Source organism: Natronobacterium texcoconense (genome assembly GCF_900104065.1).
Taxonomy (GTDB): Archaea; Halobacteriota; Halobacteria; order Halobacteriales; family Natrialbaceae; genus Natronobacterium; species Natronobacterium texcoconense.
On the sequence record NZ_FNLC01000005.1, the window covers coordinates 183,792 to 203,628 of the forward strand.

Below are 19,837 nucleotides of genomic sequence, written 5' to 3' on the forward strand. Positions count from 1 at the left end.
CTATCTTGATGTTACGTCGAGTACCAGGCTTTTGGCACTCGAGTCGAAACCCTCTCGACATGGATTCGGCCGCCCTCGTCCGGCAGTACTACGACGCACTGGACGACCACGACTACGAGTCGCTCGAGTCGGTACTCGCTGCTGGGTTCGTCCAGCGCCGTCCTGATCGGACGTTCGAGAGCCGCGAGGCGTTCGTCCGGTTCATGCGCGAAGAGCGGCCGAACCCCGACACGAATCACGAACTCGAGTCGGTGGTCGTCGATACCGGTGGCGACCGGGTGGCCGCTCGCGGGCGCGTGATCGACGCCGAAACGACTCTGTTCGAGTTCGCCGACTTCTTCGAACTCGCGGACGGCCGAATCGGTCGACTCGAAACCTACTCTCGCTAGGCCGAACAGTTGTTCGGCCCCATCTCGAGTTCGATCCGCTCTTCGGGTGCGATCTCGAGCGCGCCGCGGTTGCGGTCGATGATCTCCTCGTAGTTCGCGGGCTTCTCGCCGGCGTCGGCCATCCGGTCGACGAAGTCCTCGCGCTCGAGCGAGAGGAGATCGATTTCCCCTCGAGCGTCCCTGATCGTCGTCGCGATCGGTTCGCCGGCCGACCCGTGTTCGAACTCGCCCTCCGCGGTGACCGTGACGTGACCCGGTAGGACGACGACCGACTCGGGTTCGGCGAGGATCGTCCGGTGAAGCGTCTCGTAGAGCATCTCTGCGCCCTCCTTTCCGGCGTCTTCGCTAAATTCGAGTTCCGTTCGTCCCGTCGAGTTCACGTGCAGCGTGTCGGCCGTCAGCAGCGCCCGGTCGTCGACCAGCAGGTTGATCATGTCGCTGGTGTGTCCCGGCGCGTACAGCGCCTTGATCTCGCGTTCGCCCACCGCGAGCACCTCGTTTCGCTCGAGCGTCGTGAACTCGAGTTTCACGTCCCGCTCGGCCGCCCACTCGCCCAAGTAGTACGGGACCTCGAGGTCGTCGGAGAGTTCCCGGCCGCCGGAGACGTGATCGGCGTGGACGTGCGTGTCGATCACGCCGACGATCGAGAGATCCGCTTCCTCGGCGGCGACGGCGTACTCGTTGGTGTCCGCGGTGGGATCGACGACGACGGCCTCGCCCGTCTCCTTGCAGCCGACGACGTAGCCGAGACAGCCTTTCGCGCGACGCTGGACCTGGACGACCTGCACGTCGCCGCCGACGTCGACCGGCACGTGGTCGTAGACGCCGCTCCAGGCTTTCATCCCGCCGTCGACGGCCTGGACCTCGTACGCGTCGGTCGCCGACTCGAGTTGTGTCGCCAGGTTCCCCGACGAGATTCCCTTCGCACAGATGGTGATCACGCGGTCTCTATCGCCGACGACCTCGTCGAACGCCTCGAGCTGGCCGTCGACCTCGAGATCTTCTTCCGGGCCGAACGGGAAGTGTTTCGCTCCGGGAACGTGCCAGGACTCGTAGCTCTCCTCCGGTCGGGTGTCGACGAGCGCGAAGTCGGCGTCCTCGTCGAGCAGGTCGGCGAGTCGGCCGGCGGTAATCGTGGTGACCATGGGGGTTTCTACGGGTCCGAGGCTCGTAAACGTCGTCGCGCAGCCGCCAGCGACATAAATTAAGGCAACATGTTCGGTCTTCGTTCTCAGTCGTCTGGAGTCGCTCCTGTCGGCTGGGAACTGCAATCCCCGTACAAGTGGGTCGACGGCCAACGTCTATCTGTAAGAGGTGACCCCCAATGGCAGCAACTTCCGCAAATCGTCTCGAAGGCCGTCTCGGTGGGGTAACGCTCGAGGGCAGCCCACACGCGCTGAGTGCGTGGTTCGTGGTCGCCCTGCGATTCGTCATGGGCGGCATGATACTGTTCGCGGGACTGGGGAAGTTCGCGTTCGTTAGCGGGGAGCCGTTCGACGCGAGCGGCTTTCTCGTCCACGGCGTCGATCCAGCCAGCCCCGTTAGCGGGCTCTACGCTGCGATGGCGGGTAACGCCGCGTTGCTCGAGGTCATCAACGTGATCGTCCCGGTTACGCAGGTGCTGATCGGCGTCGCCCTCATTGCGGGGGCATTCGTCCGCCTGGCCGCCCTTGGTGGAGCCATGCAGATGGGCATGTTCTACCTCGGTGGCTGGGAAGGCCAGTGGCTCGCGCTGTTCGACTCGACGCTGATCTACGCGGTCGTCTTCCTCGCACTCGGCGCGCTCGCTGCGGGCCGCATCGCGGGACTCGACCGCTACATCGAACAGATCGAGGTCGGCGACCAGACACTGGTCGAACGCTACCCCAAACTCCGGTACGTCCTGGGTTGATCCGGTCTGCTGTAACGATCTACCGGTGCACCCGCAAGACGGTTCGCGGGTGCGCCGTCAGTGACTTACAGGAGATCGGACGACCGGACACCGGTCCCGTTCGCTGACCCTCTTTCTCCCAGTTTCCGCCATCGCCGAGAAACACAGCACAGTTTTTACCTCGATGTTCGAACGGAACCTATGGAACGGATCCCGCTGTCCAACTCCGCGTTCGAGGGGGCCAACAATGCGTACCTATTCCACGAGGGCGACGAGACGGCGCTGATCGACACGGGCGACTGGCTGCCCGAGACGCGCGAACAACTCGAGGCCGGACTCGCGGACCACGGCGTCGGGTTCGCGGACGTCGATCGAATCTTCCTGACTCACTGGCACCACGACCATACGGGACTCGCCGGCGAGATACAGGCCGAGAGCGGTGCCGACGTCTACGTCCACCGCGAAGACGCCCCGCTCGTCGAAGGCGACCGTGAGGCCTGGGAAGAACTGTTCGACCTCCAGGAAGAGTACTTCGAGCAGTGGGGGATGCCCGAACCGGACCGCGAGGTCCTTCGCGATCGAATGGTCGGTCCCGACGAAACCTCCCGAAAACCGTCTGTGACCCCAATCGACGGCGGCGACACGTTCACCGTCGGCGACACCGACCTCGAGGTCGTCCACGCCTCCGGTCACGCGGCCGGACTCTGTCTGTTCGAGGCCGGCGACGAGGTCTTCTCCGGCGACGCGCTCCTGCCTGTCTACACGCCCAACGTCGGCGGTGCCGACGTCCGCGTCGACGATCCGCTCGAGAAGTACCTTCGGGCGCTCCGGCAGATTGCGGACGCCGACTACGACCGGGCCTGGCCGGGCCATCGTGATCCGATCGACGATCCGACGGATCGGGCCGAACACATCATCCACCACCACGAGGAACGGGCCTACCGCGTCCTCGACGCACTCGACCGGATCGGCCCCTGTGACACCTGGACCGTCAGCGCCGACCTCTTCGGCGACCTCGAGGACATCCACATCCTGCACGGTCCCGGCGAGTCCTCCGCTCACCTCGAACACCTCGAGCGAGCGGGTACCGTCGTTCGAGACGGGACGGAGTACCGGCTCGTCGAGGGCGTCGCTGACGAACTCGCGGCGATCGACGACGAGTGCTGGCCGCTCGAGTACTGATACGAAACGTACAGCAGGTCGTGTGACTCCTGGCGGATCGACGAAGGTTTCATCCCATTGCCCACTAGTCTTCTGGTATGAACGTCCGAATCCGGGCCCGCCACGCCGTCGCTGGAGGCGATCGCGATGCTCGATGAGGTCGACGAGCTACTCGAGGACATCGGGTTCGAACCGGGGGCGAGCGTGCTGACCTACCGGCAGGCACAGGTGCTCGCGCTTCGCGAACGGGATATTTCGCAGGCGGATATCGCCGACGAACTCGGGACGTCGCGGGCGAACGTCTCCTCGATCGAGTCCAGTGCCCGCGAAAACCTGCAGAAAGCACGCGAAACGGTCGCGTTCGCGGAGGCGCTCCGGGCACCGGTTCGCGTCCGCGTTCCGGAAGGCACCGACCTCTACGACGTGCCGGACCTCGTCTACGAGGCCTGCGACGAGGCCGGCGTCAAAGTCGACTACACTGCGCCCGACCTGATGAAAGCCGTCAGCGACGCCGCGGGAGCGGCCGTCTCCGGCCGCCAGGTCTCGACGCCGTTGATCGTCGGCGTCACCTCGGACGGCATGGTGCGAGTTCGTCACCAGGAGTAACGGACTTGAGTGAGTCAATCCGCGGGCAGCGAACAGGTGCCGTCGTAGGAAACGTCTTCGACGGAGTCGATCGCTGGATCGTCGCCACAGACCGGACAGTCCGGATTCGAGAGGACGTCGACGGTCTCGAAACTCATGTCCATCGCGTCGTACATCAGGAGCCGTCCCTCGAGGGATTCTCCTTTTCCGATGAGGTATTTGACGACCTCGGTCGCCTGGATACAGCCGACGGTGCCGGGGAGCACACCGAGGACGCCGGTCGTCGCACAGTCGGGGACGGTGCCGGGCTCGGGCGCTTCGGGGAAGATACAGCGGTAACACGGCGGATCGTCGTCCCCCGTGCGCTCGTTCGTGAACGTCGTGACCTGTCCTTCGAACCGGTAGATCGCGCCGTGTGACAGCGGCGTCTCGGTGAGCACGCAGTGGTCGTTGAGCAGGTACCGCGTCGCGAAGTTGTCGCTGGCATCGAGGACGACGTCGTAGTCGGCGACGAGGTCGGCGACGTTGTCCGCGGTGAGTCGCGTCTCGTAGGTCTCGACGTCGACGTCGGGGTTCAGCGCTTCCACGTAGTCGGCCGCGCTCTCGACTTTCGGCCGGTCGACGTCTGCGTCGCCGTGGACGATCTGTCGCTGCAGGTTCGACCGCTCGACGACGTCGTCGTCGACGATTCCCAGTCGGCCGACGCCCGCCGCTGCGAGATACTGGATCGCCGGCGATCCCAGCCCGCCCGCACCGACGACGAGCACCGACCCATCGAGCAGCCGTTTCTGCCCTTCGGGGCCGACCTCGTCCATGATCACGTGTCTCGAGTAGCGATCGAGTTGCGTCGCATCGAGGTGCAGGTCGCTCATGACTCTCCCTTCGAGTGAGACCGGCAAAAACTCGAGGGTAACGCGGACGCTCGAGCGACAAACACACAGTCTCGAGGTCAGTTCGCCGACCTGTTCGAAAAGCTGCGGAAGGTACTACGTCGACCCGATGATTTTAATACCATGGTGTTCTTTGACACACGTATGGCAACCTCACCCAATGGTGCCGGTGACGATGTCTTCGATCAATTCCTCACTGACCGCGGTCACTCGGTAGAACAGGCAGGGTGGGAACGCGAGTATAACAAGAAACAGTGTCCGGAGTGTGGCGGCCTCCACGAGACGTCCGCCACGGACTGTACAGTCTGTGGGTGGGAGCCGACGGCGTAGGCCCCACTTCTTTTCCGGTTCGACGGTCGTCAGTCACGGTCGTTCTCGCACTATTTTCACTGGATAAATCCAAAATAATTATAATGTGTTGTTTCCAAACGCTATGCGGGAGACATATGCCGGAATGCCAGAACTGCGGCGCGTTCGTAACGGATGCATACGCCCGGGTATTCACGCCACGCGGCGTCGACGATCCTCGCGTCTGTCCCGACTGTCAGGACAAGATACGCGACGGTGCCGAGGTCCGTGCCGCCCGTTCGTCACGGAACCCCTAAGACTTCCGTTAGCGGTCGTCTTCCGTCGCCGAAAACCCACGTCACTTATGAGTATCGCGCTCCTGTATGGCTACAATGGCTACCACGGAGACGAAGGTCACCCGGCTGTTCGGTGGTCCGGGGAGCGGGAAGACGACTGCGCTTCTCGACCACGTCGAAGAAATTCTCGAGCAGGATGGCGTCACGTTCCGGGATATCCTCGTCGTCTCGTACACACGAGCGGCTGCACAGGAAGTTCGCGAACGACTGGCCGACCGACTCGACGAGAGCCCCCGTGCGCTGCAGGGCAACGTCTGTACTATGCACGCCAAGGCGTACGATCTCTTAGATCTCTCTCGAAGCGACGTCATCGGCGAATCCGAGAAAGAAGAATTTTGCGAGCAGTACGGCCTCGAGTTCGAAGACGAGTACAGCGGCGCTGGCCGACGAACTGCTCGATCGACGACGATCGGAAACAAGATCATCGCGACCAGCCAGTGGCTCCAGCGGACCAGCCGCGACGTCGCTGACTGGTACGACGTCCCCTTCCAGTGGGACGAGGAGGAGGTTCGTCTCCCTCCCGAGATCGACCCCAACGCACAGGAGGGCAACAAGTACACCCCCACGTGGCCCTCCGACGACGACCGGATCGACGTCCCCGAAGCGATCCGCGCCTGGCGCTCCTACAAGGGCGAGGAAGGAAAGATCGGCTTCGCGGACATGCTAGAGCGAGTGAAACAGCGCTCGCTGATTCCGAACGTCGACTACCTCGTGATCGACGAGTTCCAGGACATCACGACCCTGCAGTACGACGTCTACGACGAGTGGAAACCCCACGTCGACCAGGTCCTGATCGCCGGCGACGACGACCAGGTCGTCTACTCCTGGCAGGGTGCCGATCCCGCACTCCTGCTCGAGGAAGAGGTCGACGACGACGTTATTCTCCCCAACTCCTATCGTCTCCCGTCGAACGTCCTCAACGCGGTCAACAAGGAGATCCGCCACATCGAGAAACGACAGGACAAGGACCTCAAACCCCGCAAGGAGGGTGGTGCTGTCGAGGCTCGTCGGAACGCCTCGATGCTCGACGTCGTCCGGATGGTCCGTCGGACCCTCGTCGAAGACCCCGACGGAACGATCATGATCCTGTTCCGGGCGCGCTACCAGATGTTCCAGTTCATCGACGAGTTCATCACCGAGGGCGTGCCGTTTACCTCGCTGACCGACCAGCGGATGTGGACCGACCGACTCACCCAGTACGTTCGCGCAGTCGAGGCGATCGACGAGGGAGAGGACGTCACCGGCCTGCAGGCTCGACGACTCGCCGACATGCTTCAGGAGTCGGCGTTCGGCACCGAGGAGCGCGACGACCTCTTCGATACCATCGACGAACGCCAGGAGGAAGCCGGTATCGAGGACCTCGAGCAACTGATGATCCCCGCGGAGGTCGTCGAGGACCACGCCCCGTTCATGCCCGGTCCCGCTTCGGCGGCCGACATGGTCCGGAAAGTGACGAACTTCCAGAAGAAAAGCGTCCGGTCGTACTTCGGCATCGGCGAGTACACCGGCATGGACACCGATCGCGTCCGCGTCGGGACGATCCACTCCGCGAAGGGTCGTGAAGCCGACCACGTCATCGTCGGCACCGACCTCACCGAGAAGGTCGTCGAGCAGATGGTCGCGACGGTAGACGACCCCGAAGATGTCCCCGGCGTCGAGGAGTTCACCAAGACCACCTCGCCCGTGCCCGTCCTCACGGACAACGAACGCCGCGTCTTCTACGTCGGCATGTCCCGTGCCCGCGAACGGCTGGTCCTGCTGGAGAACCTCGTCGACGGCGCGCCGACGCTGCCGATCGACGTCTTACTCAACGGCCACGTCACCGACACGCCGCTCGAGGACCTGGTCGCGGAAGCACAGGAACCGATATCCGAAGACGGTGACGAGGTCGAAGCCGAAGCACCGTAACCGTGACTGCAAGCGACGGGACGGAAGTCGGCTCCGGACGCAGTAGCGGTGCGGCCGGCCGACTCTCCACCCACGTCGACCTCGAGGCGGCGCTTTCGGACGCGCTCGAGTCGACCGACGCGGCGGCGTTCGTCCACGTCGGCACGGCTCGGGATCCGAGAATCCGCTATCTCCTTTCGGAGACCGACGACTCGACGTACGCGGTCGCCTACGACGGCGACGAGTGGTTGGTTCGAACGTCCGCGGAGTCGGGCCATCCGGCCGATCGACTCGCCGGTGCACTCGCGTCCGAGGGGACTGTCCTGACCCCCGCCCAGATCCCCCACGACGCCGCGCTCTACCTCGAGAATCAGGGATTCGAACTCGCCTCGACGGACGCCCTCGAGCGCGCTCGAGCGACGAAGACGTCCGCGGAACGCGAACGGATCGAAGCCGCTCAGCAAGTTGCACGGGCGGGGATCCAGCGCGGTGCCGAACTGCTCGCGACCGCGACGACCGAAGACGACTCGCTCGTCGTGGACGGAGAGCCGTTGACGGTCGATCACCTCCGCATTGCGATCGACGAGGCGATGGTCGCTGCGGGCGGTTTTCCCGCCGGCAATACTGCGATCGAATCCGTCAGCGGCTCGCAACTCCGACCGGGCGAACCGATCGTCGTCACCGTCGCACCCCGCGAACCCGGCGGCTACCACGGCAGTCTCGCCCGGACGTTCGTCGCCGACGGCGACGGCGGCCGGGAACGACGAACCCACGTCGGGATGACCCAGGCGTTTCGCTCCACGCAGGCGATGCTCACCGCGGACACCGAAAGCGTCACCGCAGTCGAAGCCGATCTCGAGGCCGAAATTCGAGCGTTCGGCGAGGACGGACCGCTCGAGACGAACGTCGCCGGTATCGGCGTAGAGCCCGCGGAACGACCGATCGCGGGCGCCGACGACGTCGCTCCGGGAAGCGTCGTCCGGATCGACGTGACCGTCTCGGTCGGCGACGGTTCTCTCCGGATCGCGGATCTGCTCGCGAAAGACGACGACGGCGTCGAGTGGCTCGCCGCGCCGTCGCGGTCGCTCTCGCCGGCAATGATGCTCGAGTAGAACGTATTCTCTACGACCGCTCGTCGGACTCCGACTCAGGTTCGTCTGTCACCGTCCCGACCAGCCGCCTGGCGACGAGACCGGGAACGTCGCCCGGCGTCGTGAGCCGTTGCTGGACGAGTACGAGCAAGATTGCGAGCGTGATGAGTGCGCCGCCGGTCAGCGTCTGTCCGCGAACGACGAGCAACTCGAGACCCGCCAGTGCGGGTGGAATCGCGAGCACGAGAACGCCTGCGAACTTGACTGTGTCGAGGATTCCAGTCATTCGTCTAGTTCTGCGCCGGCTGTTTCGGCTGTTTCGCTTTTTCGTCGTCGACGACGTAGCGGTCTGGTAAGTCGAGTTCGGGCTCTCGACCGACGGTGAAGAAGCGCTCGGTCCAGGTGAGTTCTTCCGTCGCGGGACTGGGTTTCGTGAACTGCTCGAGCTCTACGGCGACGCCGTCCGACGCGGGGGAGATGCGGGCTGCAGCCAGCTGATAGGACGGATAGAACACCGGCGGCAGGAGTCCGATGATCCCGTCGCGTCGGTGGAGTCGCTTGAGCCAGGTTCCGGTGTTGACCATGATCCCGCCGTCTATCTCCCGGAGCGTCGGTCGGTGAGTGTGGCCGTAACAGAAGATCGTCGTCTCCGGCCGTTCGTCGAAGACCTCCTGGGCGGCCTCCTCGTACGGTGCCTCGGGGTCGACGGTGAGATCGGTCTCGAAGATGCCGAAGCGATCGATCGTCTTCCTGAGGTCCCGTCGGATGAGGTGCAGTGGGACTGCGATCAGTAACAGCAGCCCCGCGACGGAGACGTTGACGGCGAGCAGGAACCAGACCGCGGTTCCTGCACGTCCGAACTGTCCGAGAAACGCAGTCGTTCGTTCGACTGGCATCGACCAGATCCCCGTGAGATCCAGCCCCGCGAGTATCGCGAGGATGGCACTGATGTTGAACAGCAACAGGAACGGCACCAGCGAGTACCGCAACACCGGGTTCATCTCCCGGTAGAAGTACTTCGAGAACAACCATACCGGCATCCGCTCCGTCGGCGTCACTGCCTGGACGTCTTTCAGCCAGTTGTACCGCCCGCGGTTGGAGAGCTGTCCCGCTCGACTCGTAATGAGCGTGTTGTAATAATAGCCAAGCGGCGTCGCGTGTGGATTCCCCCAGTCTTCGATCCGATTGTTCTGATCTCGCTGGTGGCCGTGCTCGAAGTGAATCACCTGCTCGCCGACCCGTCGGCTGATCGACTGTTCGGGAACGAGGTCCACGTTGTACTCGGCGAACCGGTCGACGTACTCGTCGTAGGCCGCGAGCTCGTGATCGTGGTTTCCCGGCAACAGCGTGATATCGACGTTCTCGCCGGTCGCCCGAAGCTGGTCGAACAGCTCCGGATACGTCTCCTCGAGCACCTCGAACTTCTCGATCCCCTCGACGGTCGTGAACTCCCAGAGTCCGAAGGCGTCACCGTTGATGATCAACTCGGTGTTCTCGTCGGTCCGCTCCAGTCGCCCGAGAAAGTCGAGCAGTTCCCCGCGAAACTCGATTTCCTCGAGCTGTTCGTCGCCGCCGATGTGGAGGTCGCTGATCACGTAGTAGACCCGATCATCGGTATCTTCGGCCATCTATCCCAACCTTCAGCGCCACCCAAAAAGGCGTTGTGTCTCCCGTGACGAGATCGGCATCCGGAACGGCTTTCCCTCGAGACCGACCACGTGTGAGTATGTTTACGGGTATCGTCGAGGAAACCGGCGAGATCGTCGCTCGAGAGCGCACCGAGGACGGCCTCCGTCTCCGGATCGGCGCGGATGAGGTCGCGACGGGACTCGAGCACGGACAGAGCGTAAGCGTCAGCGGCGCGTGTCTCACGGTCGAACGATTCGAGGACGGCGACTGGTTCGAGGTCTTCCTCGCGACCGAGACCGTCGAGCGGACCTACCTCGACGAACTCGAGGAGGACGACGCCGTCAACCTGGAACGAGCGATGCCCGCAGAGGGGCGGTTCGACGGGCACGTCGTGCAGGGCCACGTCGACGCGGTCGCGACGGTCTCGAATATCGAATCCATCGAAGAGGACTGGTTCTTCGAGTTCGAACTCCCCGAAAGCTACGACCGCTACGTCGTCGAGAAGGGATCGATCACGCTCGATGGGATTAGTCTGACTGTCGCCGATTTCGATCCCGAGGCAGGGACCGTCACCGTCGCGATCATCCCGACGACCTACGAACTGACGACGCTCTCCGAGAAGTCCGTCGGCGATCCGGTCCACCTCGAGGTCGACGTGCTCGCGAAGTACGTCGAACGGCTGCTCGAGTCGCGGTTCGACTGACCGACCGACGCTTCAGCCGTCCCCGGACTCGAATTGCTCCTGACATCGCTCGAGCAGCGTCACCTGTCGCTCGAGTAGCTCCGCGACCCGTTCGTCGTCGTCGTGGTCGGTTCCTTCGCTCTCTATGGATTCCTGCAGTTCACGGACGTCAGCGACGTGGTCAGCGAACTCGTCGGCGAGTTCGTCGTCCTCAAGCCCAGCGGTAGAAGCGTCGGAACGCCCCCTGCCGTCAGCGATCGACTCGACGGCGTTCAGGTAGCTCCGACCGGTCGCCGTCGCGAACGCGAGCGTGCTCTTCTGGACCGCCGTCGCGCCCTCGAGTGCGGTGCGGGCCGCGTCTCGCTGGACGTTCGCCTGGTACTCGATCGAGTTCCGTCCGGTTTCCAGTGCCGCTCGCTGTACGCTTGCTGTGGCCGAAACGGGGAGCATTGAGGATCGCCACAGCGCCGTCCCTCGAGTACGACTCTCGCCCCCGCTTTCTTCGGCGTCGGCGACGTCGACGGTCGAGACGTCGGCTTCTGGCGTCACGCGCCGCGTCGTTTCGTCTCCCGTTCCTTCGTCGACGCGTTCCCCCTTGGTTTCGGGCTCGTCTTCCTCGTCGCGGCTCTCTTTCGCGCTCGAGACGACGTCGACGCCGGGATCGATCTCCGCTGCGGGCTCTTCGTCGACGGCGTCCGCCTCGATTCCGGGCTCGCTGCCCGCTGTTCCCTCTTCAGCGCCCGTCTCCGGCTCCGACTCTGCGACCGCGTCGATGTCGACGCCGGTCTCGAGTTCGTCCGCCGGATCCGTTCTTTCGGTCTCCCCGGAAGTGCCCGCTCCGGTCGACTCGAGGCTGCTCTCGCTCTCCTCCATCGCGGAGTCGACGTCCGGCCCGTAGTCGATCTCGGTTGCCGGCTCTCGGTCTTCGATCTCGTCTTCGTCGTCAGTTCCCCCGACCTCCTCGAGCGAGTCGTCGTCGATTCCGGGATCCAGTTCGTCCGCGAGATCCCTTGTTTCGGTCTCGCCGCCGGACTCGTCGCTCACGTCGTCCGGTTCGGCCGTCCCTCGAGTCGTCTCGTCGACCTCGGTCGCGTCGATATCGTCGTGGCTTTCCTCGATCGTGTCCGTCTCGTCGTGTTCGCCCTCGATCGCATCCGTATCGCCGGACTCCTCCTCGAGTGGCGTCACGTCCTGCTCGATCGTCTCCTCGAGGCGGTCCGCTGCGTTCGTCTCCATCGGCTCGTCGGTTTCGATCTGCTCGTCCGGTTCCTCGAATCGGTCGCGCTCGCCCGGCTCGCCGGTGCTGCTGTATTCCGGTTCCTCCCCGATTCGCCCGCGTTCCGGGTCGTCGGTCGCGAACTCTGGATCGGCCTCCTCGTCCGTCTCCGTAATTGGGCTCGTCGCAGGCTCCGTCGAGATGTTCTCGGATTCACTCTCATCTCTCTCCATCGACGGCCGCTCTTCGGACTCGAGTGGTGGCTCACTGTCGGGTTCCGCCATCGGTTCCACCTCGAGTCGGACGGCTTCGTTCGTGATCTCGTCGACGGCGGGTGTCCGAACCGTGATCGTCTCCGAGGTACTTTCGCTCCACCCGAGCCGCGCTCTGAGCGAGTTGAGGACTCCAGAACGTGGTTCGACGGTGGCTGACTCACCGTCGACTGCCGTGACGATGCCGATTACCTCGCCGTTTTCGTTCTCGACGCGCTTCTCGAGGTCGTCGTCGGTGAACGTCGCACACATGGCTGAACCTGCTTCCTTGCGAAGCAAGGCCGTGGTGCCTGCACCAGCGTGCGCGCCTACGGTCGGCGACGTCGTGGCGGATCGAATTCGGTGAGTTCCGGTGACTGTGGCTCCGGAACCGCTGCGTCGGTGTTTCGGTACCGACGCCGGTACCGGGTGATCTTGCGGTAGAGGTAGTAGCCGATCGCGAGGTTGTAGACGATCACGTACACGACCAGCGCGAGACCGTCGGGGATGGCAGCGACGTCGGCGATGACGGTCGGAGCGACACCGACCGTCGCGTTGTACGTTGCGTGGACGAACGCGGCCACGAGCAGCCCCTTGACGACGAGCGGACCGGCGTACTGCGGGTTGAACTTCGCGAGGCCGAGATAGTAGCCCGCGATCGCGGAGTAGATGACGTGTCCCGGCCCGACGAGTGCGCGGACGGTCGCGATACCAGTGGCGGCCGTAAAGAGGCTGGCTTCGGCCTGAACGACCTCCATAGAGATGTAGAGGGCGTTCTCGATCGCGGCGAATCCCAGTCCGGCGACCGCGCCGTAGACCGCCCCATCGATGACGGCATCGAAGCTATCACTCCGGTAGGCGAAAAAGCGGACCGCGAGCAGTTTGACTGCCTCCTCGACGGGGCCGACGACCACGTAGAAAAAGAGCACTCCGCCGATCAACGGAATCAGATCGAACCACGGATTCGTGACGGAGTTGACGACCGCCGCAAAGGTTGCAAACAGCACAGCCAGTACGAACGTCGCGACGAGCAGATTCAGCGGTTCGTTGGTCGTGATATCCGTATACCAGATAAACGCCGCGAGCAGGGCTGCCGGAACCACCGAGAGACCGAAGAAGATCCCAAGAAACGGCTCGTCGAGGACGAGCACTGCGGGCTGGACGAGCAACACGAGCGTGATCGCGAGTGCGACCACGAGCACGATCGTCTGTAACCCGTAACTGATCCCGTTGTAGACGACGTAGGCGACGCGGTCGAGCGTCGACCGGGGCTCCCACGTCGACACGTCGTAGAGGTCGCTCGAGCCGTCGTCGGCCCGCTCGACCGGGTCGCGCTTTCGTTGCATATTCCCTGTTTCCACGCTCGTCCGTTTACATTTCGGGGCCGATCGGTGTTCTCGGCCGGACTCGGAATCCACAAAGGCCCGGTACTCGAACCACTGGATATGAACGCGAACGGAACCGACGAGCGGCGAACGCGAGGCCGGCGCTCGCGCCGACCGACGGGACGCGAGCGCGGAGGGTGGTGAACGACTAATGAGTACCACTGTCCGCGTCCGTGGCATCTACACGACGGCGATCACGCGACTGCTCGAGACGGCCGGCGACGGGTTCGAGGTCGTTCAGGCCTCCGACCCGATCCAGGAGCGGTTCGACGACGCGTTCGACGCTGCCCCTGCGGACGTCCGGATCGAGACGACCCGCGACAGACAAGGAATCGAGGTTTCGGGCGCTCCCGACGTGGTCGAGGGGGTTCTCGCCGAACTCGAGTCCCTCGGTATCGATACGTTCCGTTGGGACGACGGGACGCCTCGCGGTGCGGTTTTCGACGGGGAAGTGATCGACGCCGGCGGCGGCAGCGGTGCGACGGTCGACCTCGGTGACGGTCGGCGGGGCTATCTCAAGTACGACGACGTCGACGGCTACGTCGGCGACGGCGACCGCTACCGATTGCAGGTCCGGGAGCCGACGCCGCCGTGGGACGACGACGAACCGCGAGTGAGTCCGACGCTCGAGGTTGGCGGCGGACTCTGTACGCTCTCGCAGGACCGGACGGGCGTCTCGGCGAGTACGAGCGGCGAAGCGGCGACGGAACTGGTCGGCATGACCGACCTGCTCTCGGCCTCACGCCCCGAAGGATGGGGCCTGCACTGGAAACGACCCGCGACCGACGCCGACCTCGAGGCGATGGAGGCCGCCGTCGAGCGCGCGAGCGAGCGCGTCGCGGAACTCGAGGCGACGATGGACGACGCCCCCGAAGAGCCGGGCGAACCGGGTCGGCTGGCCGCGCCGCTGGAGACGGCCTGGTGCTGGTTCGGTCGCGAGTCGCGGTTCGCGCTGGACGAGCACCGACGCGAGGTCGAGACGACGATGCCGGGCCACCACCGGACCAAGGCCGCCGACCGTGCCGCGAGCGCGGCGGTCGACTTCGCGGAGGCGGTCTGTGGGCCCGCAGGCGAGAACGGCGACTTCCCGTTCGACGCCGTCTCCCGGCAGTTCGGTCCGACGACGGGTGATCGCCTCGAGATCGGCCACGGGAAACCCGACGGCCGACACATCTCGCTTGGCTACGGCAACGTCACCGAGTGGGATGCCGACGGCTCGGTCACCCTCGAGCGGTCGATGCGCGGCGGCGGCACGTACGACGCGCTGGGCGTCCCCAAGGAGGAGGGTGACGTCGCAATCACGAAATTCCGCGAAGGACGGTGGTGGTATCCGACGACGTACAAGAGCGCAGCGGGCGAGACGAAAGGGACCTACGTCAACGTCTGTACCCCCGTCGAACTGTTCCCGGACGCGGTCCGGTACGTCGACCTCTACGTGGACGTGATCCGGACGCCCGACGGTGGCGTGGAAATCGTCGACGCCGAAGAACTCGAGGCAAAGGTCGACGAGGGGCTGGTTTCCGAGCCGCTGGCGGAGAAGGCACGGAGCGTCGCCGAAGCTGTCGAACGCGCGCTTTCGAAGTAATCTCGTCGAACGTCAGGCGAACTGGGTCGCGCTGACCGACGCCCCACAGAGGGGACAACCGTGGTGCTCCGTGGCCTCGCGCATCGCGTCGGTCACGGGAATCGTTCGACCGCAGTCGGGGCAGGTAAAGTCGTGGGTGGACATCGTACTCCGGCCTCTATCTAGAACTACGGCTGACTTCGGCAAAGGGAGAGAGCCCAGATATAGAGGGTGGTATATAGCCTCCTCAGAACGATCGCGACGAGGTTGGTGTTAGTGGAAACGGATTTGTCTACTCAGTCAGCCACTCTCCCTGTTCCTCGAGTTCCTCGAGCAACGCAGGTAATCGCTCGCGTTTGTACTCGAGCCACTCCGCGAAGGTTGGTCCCTCGAGCGGCAACCGTTCGGGTGCGTCTCGTGGGATTTCGCCTCCCGTGCCGCGTCTTACACTGCGAAAGAACGCCGCCAGTCGCATGTGCTCTTCCTCTGCCATGACGAATTCCCACTCGTCGCAGCGTTCGTAAATCGTTTTGGCGCGCTGATACGCTTCGTCGGCGTCGTCACAGCCAGCGATCGTCCGCAAGTCGCCGATAAACTCTGGCCAGGCACCGCGCCGGACGTCTGCGAACGATCCAGGCTCGATCTCGTGTTGATCGATGTACGCGGCGTAGTCCTCGGCCAGTAGCGTCCCCATCTCACAGCGGTTCCGCATTCGAAACCGATCTCCTACGAGACGATAGCATATAGCGGCGTCACAGAGGACACTAACGGCTACGTACGTTTTGTCACATTCCGGAAAATATGTTCTGTAACCGTCCCGGCGTACTCGTGAGCCGCTGCCGTGTAGTGTTCACCAGCCCGACGGAGACGCCCTGCATCTCGGAGCGCCCTCGCTTCGCCTGTAAGATCGTGTGCTCGGTCTTTCATTGTTAGAAGGTCTTTCCTTCAGTCGCCGCCGTCCCTCCTCAGCAGCGACCGCAGCAGTTTCGCCTCGGCCTTCCGGAGATGTTCCGCGGCCGTGCTCGGCGCACAGCCGAGTTCGTCCGCGACGACCTCGTGACCGGCTTCGCGTGGAATCTCGTAGTAGCCGCGCTCGAGTGCCGCTTCGATTGCCGCCCGCTGGCGCTCGGTAAGCAGCGACTCGAGGACGCCCGGCGTCGCCTCCATGCCACCGACTTCGGTGACAGCCGCGGTGATGGGATCGGGCAAGCGGTCGATCGCCGCCTGAAGCTCTTCGGGAGGACCGACGACGGAGAACGCTACTGTCCCGTCCTCGCGGTACTCCACCGGTGGAACGACGACGACGGGGCGTTCGGTTACGGTCTCGAACAGTTCTCGTAGTGGCTCGCTGGTCGCGTCACGAACGTACGCGTAGAACGCGTCGTCGCCGGCGGTCGTCAGTTCGTAGGATCGGACTTCCGGGATACTCTCGAGTGCGGTCCGAAACGAGTCGACATCGCCCTCGACGTAGTGCATGATCCCGAGTTCGTCGCCGGTGAAGTTCCAGTGCATCGCGGTCGCTCGCTCGACGTACGCGGCGTTGGCGAGGACGTCGTACATGGGGTGGATATCGTCCTCGCGGCCGCCCGCATCCAGCACGAGCCGGACGTGTTTCACGACCGACGATTTGCAGCCGACGACTTAAACCCCACAGACGAATTCGGCCCCACGGTTTCGGTACCGCGTCGCCAACGTGTACTCATGCGAGTGTTCGTCACCGGCGCGACGGGCGTCCTAGGGCATCGGCTGGTCGAACGCCTCACCGACCGCGGACACGACGTCGTCGGACTGGTCCGGGACGACCACGGAGCCGAACTGGTCGCCGACCGCGGCGGTCGGCCACATCGGGGCGACGTCCTCGAGCCGGAGACGCTCGAGCGAGCGGCCGACGCGGACGCGATCGTCCACGCCGCAACCGCGATCCCGACCGAACCGAACCCGAGCGCCGACGACTGGGAGCGAAACGATCGGGTTCGACTCCAAGGAGCCCGCAACCTGCTCGCGGTCGCCGGCGACGACGTCGAGTCGTTCTACTTCCCGAGCGTGGTCTGGGTCGCTCGGCAACCCGACGGCTCGGCCTTCGACGAGGAGTCGACGCGTCATCCCGATCGCACGACGCGCTCGGCGGTCGCTGTCGAGGATCTGCTCGAGGAGACCTCGCGCTCTCACGACTTCGACGCGACGGTGCTTCGCTGTGGCTACCTCTACGCTCCCGACGGTGCGAACGCGCGACGACTCGGTCGAACCCTGCTCTCCGGGGAGTTACGGATCGTCGGCGGCGGCGTGCTCGGCCGGCGAGACGCCGAACTCTCCGTGCTTCACGCCGCCGACGCTGCACGCGCGTTCGTGGCTGCGATCGAGGCCGGCGTGAACGGAACCTATCACGTCGTCGACGAGGAACGGGTCACGTTCGCGTCGTTCGTGGCGGCCTTCGCCGACCTGCTCGAGGTCCCGATGCCGGGTCGGGTTCCGGCCTGGCTCGCGCGCTTTGCTGTCGGAGAGGACTTCGTGAGGCTGGTCACGAATCCGATGCCGACGAGCGCGGAGCGATTCCGCCGGGACGCCGGGTGGGAGCCGTCGTACCCGACCTACCGAGAAGGGATCCGCGACGTCGTAGCGACCTGGCAGGAGACTGATGCGGTCCGGGTGACCGGCGACGGCTACGAGTGGGCCGGATCGACCGTGGGCAGACGACGTTCACGGGTCGACGGCTCGGCGTAATCGCCTCGTCGTGCGTCTCGAGGGAGCGAGTCGAACCGCTCTTCACTGCGCGGCGAGAACTGCGAGTATGGATGACGAGCATGGTCGTCGCCCACCGAGTCGGCTCTTGCTCGTAGTGTTTCTCGCGACCGTCGTCGCCCTCCCCGTTGCCGTCACCCAACTCGAGGTAAGTCCACATCGGGTCACCGTCGGAACGGTCGTGGTCGCAACGTTGCTTCTGATCGGAACGATCGCTCTCCCAGCGCTCATTCTCACGCGGTGGCGCGCTGCCGACCGCGACGAAGCTGATTTCGCCGGTCGAAGACGCCGGTAACACTCGCGTCACCCCTCGAGAGGCGGCGAACCGGTCGCACAACCGAACCCCTATCAACGTCGCGGAGTATACGTCGGGATATGACAAAGCGGTACGTCTCGCTCCCGGACGAGGCGGAGGCCGGCATGCGCGAGTTCATCGACGAGGTGGATCGGCGACTCTCGAGCGACGAGGACACCTGCTCGATCGTCGAGGACGTCCTGATCGACCTCTCGGGCGACCGCGAGGCATACGAGCGCTGGCAAAGCGGGGAGTCCGTCTCGCCGGCGGAGCGCGTCCGCCTGCAGAGCTACGATCCCTGTAACACCACCCTCGAGAGCGAATACTACGCCGAGAAAGACGAAGATCGGTTCCGTCGCTCGAAACACCTCCAGTGGCTCTGGCGGCAGTTCGACAGTCTGCCGATCGCTGACAACGTGGAGTTCGCGCTTCGATTTCGACGGATGCTCGCGAACCACCTCTTCGAGGAGTGTGGCGAGAACTGCCGATTCTTCAAGGGGGTCACGTTCACCTACGGCCACAATATTACGGTCGGGGACAACACGGTGATTCACGACGAGGTCCACCTGGACGACCGCGGAAAACTCACCATCGGTGACCGCGTCTCTATCTCCGACGGCGTCCACGTCTACAGCCACGATCACGACGTCGTCGACCAGACCGAGGTCCGCAACTACCATACGATCGTCGAGGACGACGTTCGACTCACCTACGACTCGATGGTCCAGGCGGGGAACAAAGTCGGCGAGAACGCCATCGTCGGCGCACGTGGCGTCGTCCAGCACGACGTCCCCGCCCACCACATCGCCGTCGGCATGCCCGCAAAGAGCGTCAAAATCAAACCTGGCTGGGAGGACGTCGCAACACCTCTCGAGGAGGCCGGCGTCAACCGGCAAGCGCAGCGCCATCTCGAGTACGACCTTCCCAACGATCTCGAGGTCTTCGACGAATTCGACCGGGAACTCGAGCCGCCACGATAGGGCCGATCCGTTCGTTTCGCTCGGTATTCTGTGCTTCCTGAGTGTCACCGTCGTCCGGGCCGGGGAATATCCAAGTGTGTTGAGAACGTATGACACACTGATGGAGCTCTGGGGATGGCTCATCGGCTACCTGGCGCTGTTTGCCCTCCTCCACCTGATACTGTACTACGTCTACGTCCGTCGTGGCGACGGCGACGGCGCGAGTTCGCCGTCGTTCGCCGATCCCAACAGGGCGAGTTCACCGTCGTCGTCCGGCTCGGACCGGTATCCACACGCCCACGACCGCGAGGACCCTGGCCCGCCCGAGGAACGGGAACTCGACGGCGAGACGATCCGCTGCCCACACTGCGGCGCGGAAAACGCCGCCGACCAGACGTTTACCTACTGCTGGCACTGCATCTCGACGCTCCGGCGGTAACGAGGTGTGTCGCCGACCGATACGTATTCTGCCAGTCGACTATCTTTCTTCGAGGAGAGAATCCCTCCGTTTACGGCGGGCGTGAATCCAACAACGCTGATACAATCACTGTTCGGCAGCAATACGGATATTTAAGGATCATCGTGTCGTAGTATGACGTA

At 64.2% G+C, this 19,837-nt stretch carries 23 protein-coding genes; 14 read left to right on the top strand and 9 right to left on the bottom strand.

From position 1 onward, the window contains the following. The first annotated feature begins 59 nt into the window (after positions 1-59). Positions 60-389 (top strand): nuclear transport factor 2 family protein, encoded by a 330-nt coding sequence (locus BLR35_RS18230; protein ID WP_090385245.1) that lies wholly within the window; start codon positions 60-62, stop codon positions 387-389. Here BLR35_RS18230 and BLR35_RS18235 read toward each other — a convergent pair. Next, entirely contained in the window at positions 386-1,534 is a 1,149-nt protein-coding gene (locus BLR35_RS18235) for an MBL fold metallo-hydrolase (protein WP_090385248.1), read from the bottom strand. The two genes, BLR35_RS18230 and BLR35_RS18235, sit on opposite strands and share 4 nt — an antisense overlap. 179 nt (positions 1,535-1,713) lie before the next feature. On the opposite strand from BLR35_RS18235, the gene BLR35_RS18240 reads away from it, so the two are divergent. The 3 genes from BLR35_RS18240 (at position 1,714) to BLR35_RS18250 (ending at position 4,026) form a co-directional block, all read left to right on the top strand. Then, positions 1,714-2,280: a DoxX family protein gene (locus tag BLR35_RS18240; RefSeq protein WP_090385250.1), complete on the top strand. Its 567-nt coding sequence runs from the start codon at positions 1,714-1,716 to the stop codon at positions 2,278-2,280. A 180-nt stretch (positions 2,281-2,460) separates the two neighbouring features. Then, a complete protein-coding gene (locus BLR35_RS18245; RefSeq protein WP_090385253.1) occupies positions 2,461-3,441 on the top strand; it encodes an MBL fold metallo-hydrolase in 981 nt (326 codons plus the stop codon). A 126-nt stretch (positions 3,442-3,567) separates the two neighbouring features. Then, complete coding sequence (locus BLR35_RS18250) at positions 3,568-4,026, top strand: Tfx family DNA-binding protein (RefSeq protein WP_090385255.1); 459 nt, start codon at positions 3,568-3,570, stop codon at positions 4,024-4,026. A gap of 14 nt (positions 4,027-4,040) precedes the next feature. Here BLR35_RS18250 and ubaA read toward each other — a convergent pair whose 3' ends face one another. Further along, positions 4,041-4,877 carry an SAMP-activating enzyme E1 gene (gene ubaA, locus BLR35_RS18255; protein ID WP_090385258.1) on the bottom strand — a complete coding sequence of 279 codons (837 nt, stop codon included), beginning with the start codon at positions 4,875-4,877 and terminating at the stop codon, positions 4,041-4,043. Positions 4,878-5,039: 162 nt separating this feature from the next. On the opposite strand from ubaA, the gene BLR35_RS18260 reads away from it, so the two are divergent. From BLR35_RS18260 to BLR35_RS18270, 4 genes are all read left to right on the top strand, one after another. Next, complete coding sequence (locus BLR35_RS18260) at positions 5,040-5,225, top strand: HVO_0416 family zinc finger protein (protein WP_090385322.1); 186 nt, start codon at positions 5,040-5,042, stop codon at positions 5,223-5,225. Between the two features lie 116 nt (positions 5,226-5,341). After that, positions 5,342-5,500, top strand: a complete 159-nt coding sequence (locus tag BLR35_RS20830) for a DUF7563 family protein (RefSeq protein ID WP_170831073.1) — start codon at positions 5,342-5,344, stop codon at positions 5,498-5,500. A 75-nt stretch (positions 5,501-5,575) separates the two neighbouring features. After that, positions 5,576-7,447 (top strand): UvrD-helicase domain-containing protein, encoded by a 1,872-nt coding sequence (locus BLR35_RS18265; protein WP_090385259.1) that lies wholly within the window; start codon positions 5,576-5,578, stop codon positions 7,445-7,447. Between the two features lie 2 nt (positions 7,448-7,449). Beyond that, positions 7,450-8,538, top strand: coding sequence for a peptidase M24 (locus BLR35_RS18270; RefSeq protein ID WP_090385260.1), 1,089 nt, complete (start codon positions 7,450-7,452; stop codon positions 8,536-8,538). A 10-nt stretch (positions 8,539-8,548) separates the two neighbouring features. Here BLR35_RS18270 and BLR35_RS18275 read toward each other — a convergent pair whose 3' ends face one another. Continuing rightward, on the bottom strand, positions 8,549-8,803 hold the full coding sequence (locus BLR35_RS18275) for a DUF7533 family protein (RefSeq protein ID WP_090385263.1): 255 nt from the start codon (positions 8,801-8,803) through the stop codon (positions 8,549-8,551). A gap of 4 nt (positions 8,804-8,807) precedes the next feature. Then, positions 8,808-10,145, bottom strand: coding sequence for a metallophosphoesterase (locus tag BLR35_RS18280; protein ID WP_090385265.1), 1,338 nt, complete (start codon positions 10,143-10,145; stop codon positions 8,808-8,810). A 98-nt stretch (positions 10,146-10,243) separates the two neighbouring features. On the opposite strand from BLR35_RS18280, the gene BLR35_RS18285 reads away from it, so the two are divergent. Beyond that, positions 10,244-10,849, top strand: coding sequence for a riboflavin synthase (locus BLR35_RS18285; RefSeq protein WP_090385268.1), 606 nt, complete (start codon positions 10,244-10,246; stop codon positions 10,847-10,849). A 12-nt stretch (positions 10,850-10,861) separates the two neighbouring features. Here the strand turns inward: BLR35_RS18285 and BLR35_RS18290 are convergent, their stop codons facing one another. Then, a complete protein-coding gene (locus BLR35_RS18290) occupies positions 10,862-12,568 on the bottom strand; it encodes a putative sodium/potassium/calcium exchanger (protein ID WP_090385270.1) in 1,707 nt (568 codons plus the stop codon). A gap of 56 nt (positions 12,569-12,624) precedes the next feature. After that, the gene (locus BLR35_RS18295) at positions 12,625-13,641 is read right to left on the bottom strand and encodes a PrsW family intramembrane metalloprotease (RefSeq protein ID WP_090385273.1); all 1,017 of its coding nucleotides are present in this window, start codon (positions 13,639-13,641) and stop codon (positions 12,625-12,627) included. Positions 13,642-13,831: 190 nt separating this feature from the next. Between BLR35_RS18295 and BLR35_RS18300 the strand changes: the two genes are divergently transcribed. Further along, on the top strand, positions 13,832-15,265 hold the full coding sequence (locus tag BLR35_RS18300) for a ribonuclease FAU-1 family protein (protein ID WP_090385275.1): 1,434 nt from the start codon (positions 13,832-13,834) through the stop codon (positions 15,263-15,265). A gap of 12 nt (positions 15,266-15,277) precedes the next feature. Here the strand turns inward: BLR35_RS18300 and BLR35_RS18305 are convergent, their stop codons facing one another. The 3 genes from BLR35_RS18305 to BLR35_RS18315 all read right to left on the bottom strand — a co-directional run bounded on the left by BLR35_RS18305 (position 15,278) and on the right by BLR35_RS18315 (position 16,861). Continuing rightward, positions 15,278-15,409, bottom strand: a complete 132-nt coding sequence (locus BLR35_RS18305) for a DUF7560 family zinc ribbon protein (protein WP_090385278.1) — start codon at positions 15,407-15,409, stop codon at positions 15,278-15,280. A 127-nt stretch (positions 15,410-15,536) separates the two neighbouring features. Then, positions 15,537-15,956 (bottom strand): hypothetical protein, encoded by a 420-nt coding sequence (locus BLR35_RS18310; RefSeq protein ID WP_090385283.1) that lies wholly within the window; start codon positions 15,954-15,956, stop codon positions 15,537-15,539. Positions 15,957-16,189: 233 nt separating this feature from the next. After that, on the bottom strand, positions 16,190-16,861 hold the full coding sequence (locus BLR35_RS18315; RefSeq protein WP_090385285.1) for a helix-turn-helix domain-containing protein: 672 nt from the start codon (positions 16,859-16,861) through the stop codon (positions 16,190-16,192). Between the two features lie 84 nt (positions 16,862-16,945). On the opposite strand from BLR35_RS18315, the gene BLR35_RS18320 reads away from it, so the two are divergent. The 4 genes from BLR35_RS18320 (at position 16,946) to BLR35_RS18335 (ending at position 19,676) form a co-directional block, all read left to right on the top strand. Beyond that, a complete protein-coding gene (locus BLR35_RS18320) occupies positions 16,946-17,965 on the top strand; it encodes an NAD-dependent epimerase/dehydratase family protein (protein ID WP_090385288.1) in 1,020 nt (339 codons plus the stop codon). A 67-nt stretch (positions 17,966-18,032) separates the two neighbouring features. Then, on the top strand, positions 18,033-18,278 hold the full coding sequence (locus BLR35_RS18325; protein ID WP_090385290.1) for a hypothetical protein: 246 nt from the start codon (positions 18,033-18,035) through the stop codon (positions 18,276-18,278). Positions 18,279-18,358: 80 nt separating this feature from the next. Then, complete coding sequence (locus BLR35_RS18330; protein ID WP_090385293.1) at positions 18,359-19,258, top strand: acyltransferase; 900 nt, start codon at positions 18,359-18,361, stop codon at positions 19,256-19,258. A 100-nt stretch (positions 19,259-19,358) separates the two neighbouring features. Further along, positions 19,359-19,676, top strand: a complete 318-nt coding sequence (locus tag BLR35_RS18335; protein ID WP_090385295.1) for a DUF7577 domain-containing protein — start codon at positions 19,359-19,361, stop codon at positions 19,674-19,676. Positions 19,677-19,837 lie beyond the last annotated feature (161 nt).

Bases quoted from the DNA above. Each gene is read 5' to 3' on its own strand.
- BLR35_RS18230 (WP_090385245.1), top strand. From the start codon at position 60: ATGGATTCGGCCGCCCTCGTCCGGCAGTACTACGACGCACTGGACGAC.
- BLR35_RS18235 (WP_090385248.1), bottom strand. From the start codon at position 1,534: ATGGTCACCACGATTACCGCCGGCCGACTCGCCGACCTGCTCGACGAG.
- BLR35_RS18240 (WP_090385250.1), top strand. From the start codon at position 1,714: ATGGCAGCAACTTCCGCAAATCGTCTCGAAGGCCGTCTCGGTGGGGTA.
- BLR35_RS18245 (WP_090385253.1), top strand. From the start codon at position 2,461: ATGGAACGGATCCCGCTGTCCAACTCCGCGTTCGAGGGGGCCAACAAT.
- BLR35_RS18250 (WP_090385255.1), top strand. From the start codon at position 3,568: ATGCTCGATGAGGTCGACGAGCTACTCGAGGACATCGGGTTCGAACCG.
- ubaA (WP_090385258.1), bottom strand. From the start codon at position 4,877: ATGAGCGACCTGCACCTCGATGCGACGCAACTCGATCGCTACTCGAGA.
- BLR35_RS18260 (WP_090385322.1), top strand. From the start codon at position 5,040: ATGGCAACCTCACCCAATGGTGCCGGTGACGATGTCTTCGATCAATTC.
- BLR35_RS20830 (WP_170831073.1), top strand. From the start codon at position 5,342: ATGCCGGAATGCCAGAACTGCGGCGCGTTCGTAACGGATGCATACGCC.
- BLR35_RS18265 (WP_090385259.1), top strand. From the start codon at position 5,576: ATGGCTACCACGGAGACGAAGGTCACCCGGCTGTTCGGTGGTCCGGGG.
- BLR35_RS18275 (WP_090385263.1), bottom strand. From the start codon at position 8,803: ATGACTGGAATCCTCGACACAGTCAAGTTCGCAGGCGTTCTCGTGCTC.
- BLR35_RS18280 (WP_090385265.1), bottom strand. From the start codon at position 10,145: ATGGCCGAAGATACCGATGATCGGGTCTACTACGTGATCAGCGACCTC.
- BLR35_RS18285 (WP_090385268.1), top strand. From the start codon at position 10,244: ATGTTTACGGGTATCGTCGAGGAAACCGGCGAGATCGTCGCTCGAGAG.
- BLR35_RS18290 (WP_090385270.1), bottom strand. From the start codon at position 12,568: ATGTGTGCGACGTTCACCGACGACGACCTCGAGAAGCGCGTCGAGAAC.
- BLR35_RS18295 (WP_090385273.1), bottom strand. From the start codon at position 13,641: ATGCAACGAAAGCGCGACCCGGTCGAGCGGGCCGACGACGGCTCGAGC.
- BLR35_RS18300 (WP_090385275.1), top strand. From the start codon at position 13,832: ATGAGTACCACTGTCCGCGTCCGTGGCATCTACACGACGGCGATCACG.
- BLR35_RS18305 (WP_090385278.1), bottom strand. From the start codon at position 15,409: ATGTCCACCCACGACTTTACCTGCCCCGACTGCGGTCGAACGATTCCC.
- BLR35_RS18310 (WP_090385283.1), bottom strand. From the start codon at position 15,956: ATGCGGAACCGCTGTGAGATGGGGACGCTACTGGCCGAGGACTACGCC.
- BLR35_RS18320 (WP_090385288.1), top strand. From the start codon at position 16,946: ATGCGAGTGTTCGTCACCGGCGCGACGGGCGTCCTAGGGCATCGGCTG.
- BLR35_RS18325 (WP_090385290.1), top strand. From the start codon at position 18,033: ATGGATGACGAGCATGGTCGTCGCCCACCGAGTCGGCTCTTGCTCGTA.
- BLR35_RS18330 (WP_090385293.1), top strand. From the start codon at position 18,359: ATGACAAAGCGGTACGTCTCGCTCCCGGACGAGGCGGAGGCCGGCATG.
- BLR35_RS18335 (WP_090385295.1), top strand. From the start codon at position 19,359: ATGGAGCTCTGGGGATGGCTCATCGGCTACCTGGCGCTGTTTGCCCTC.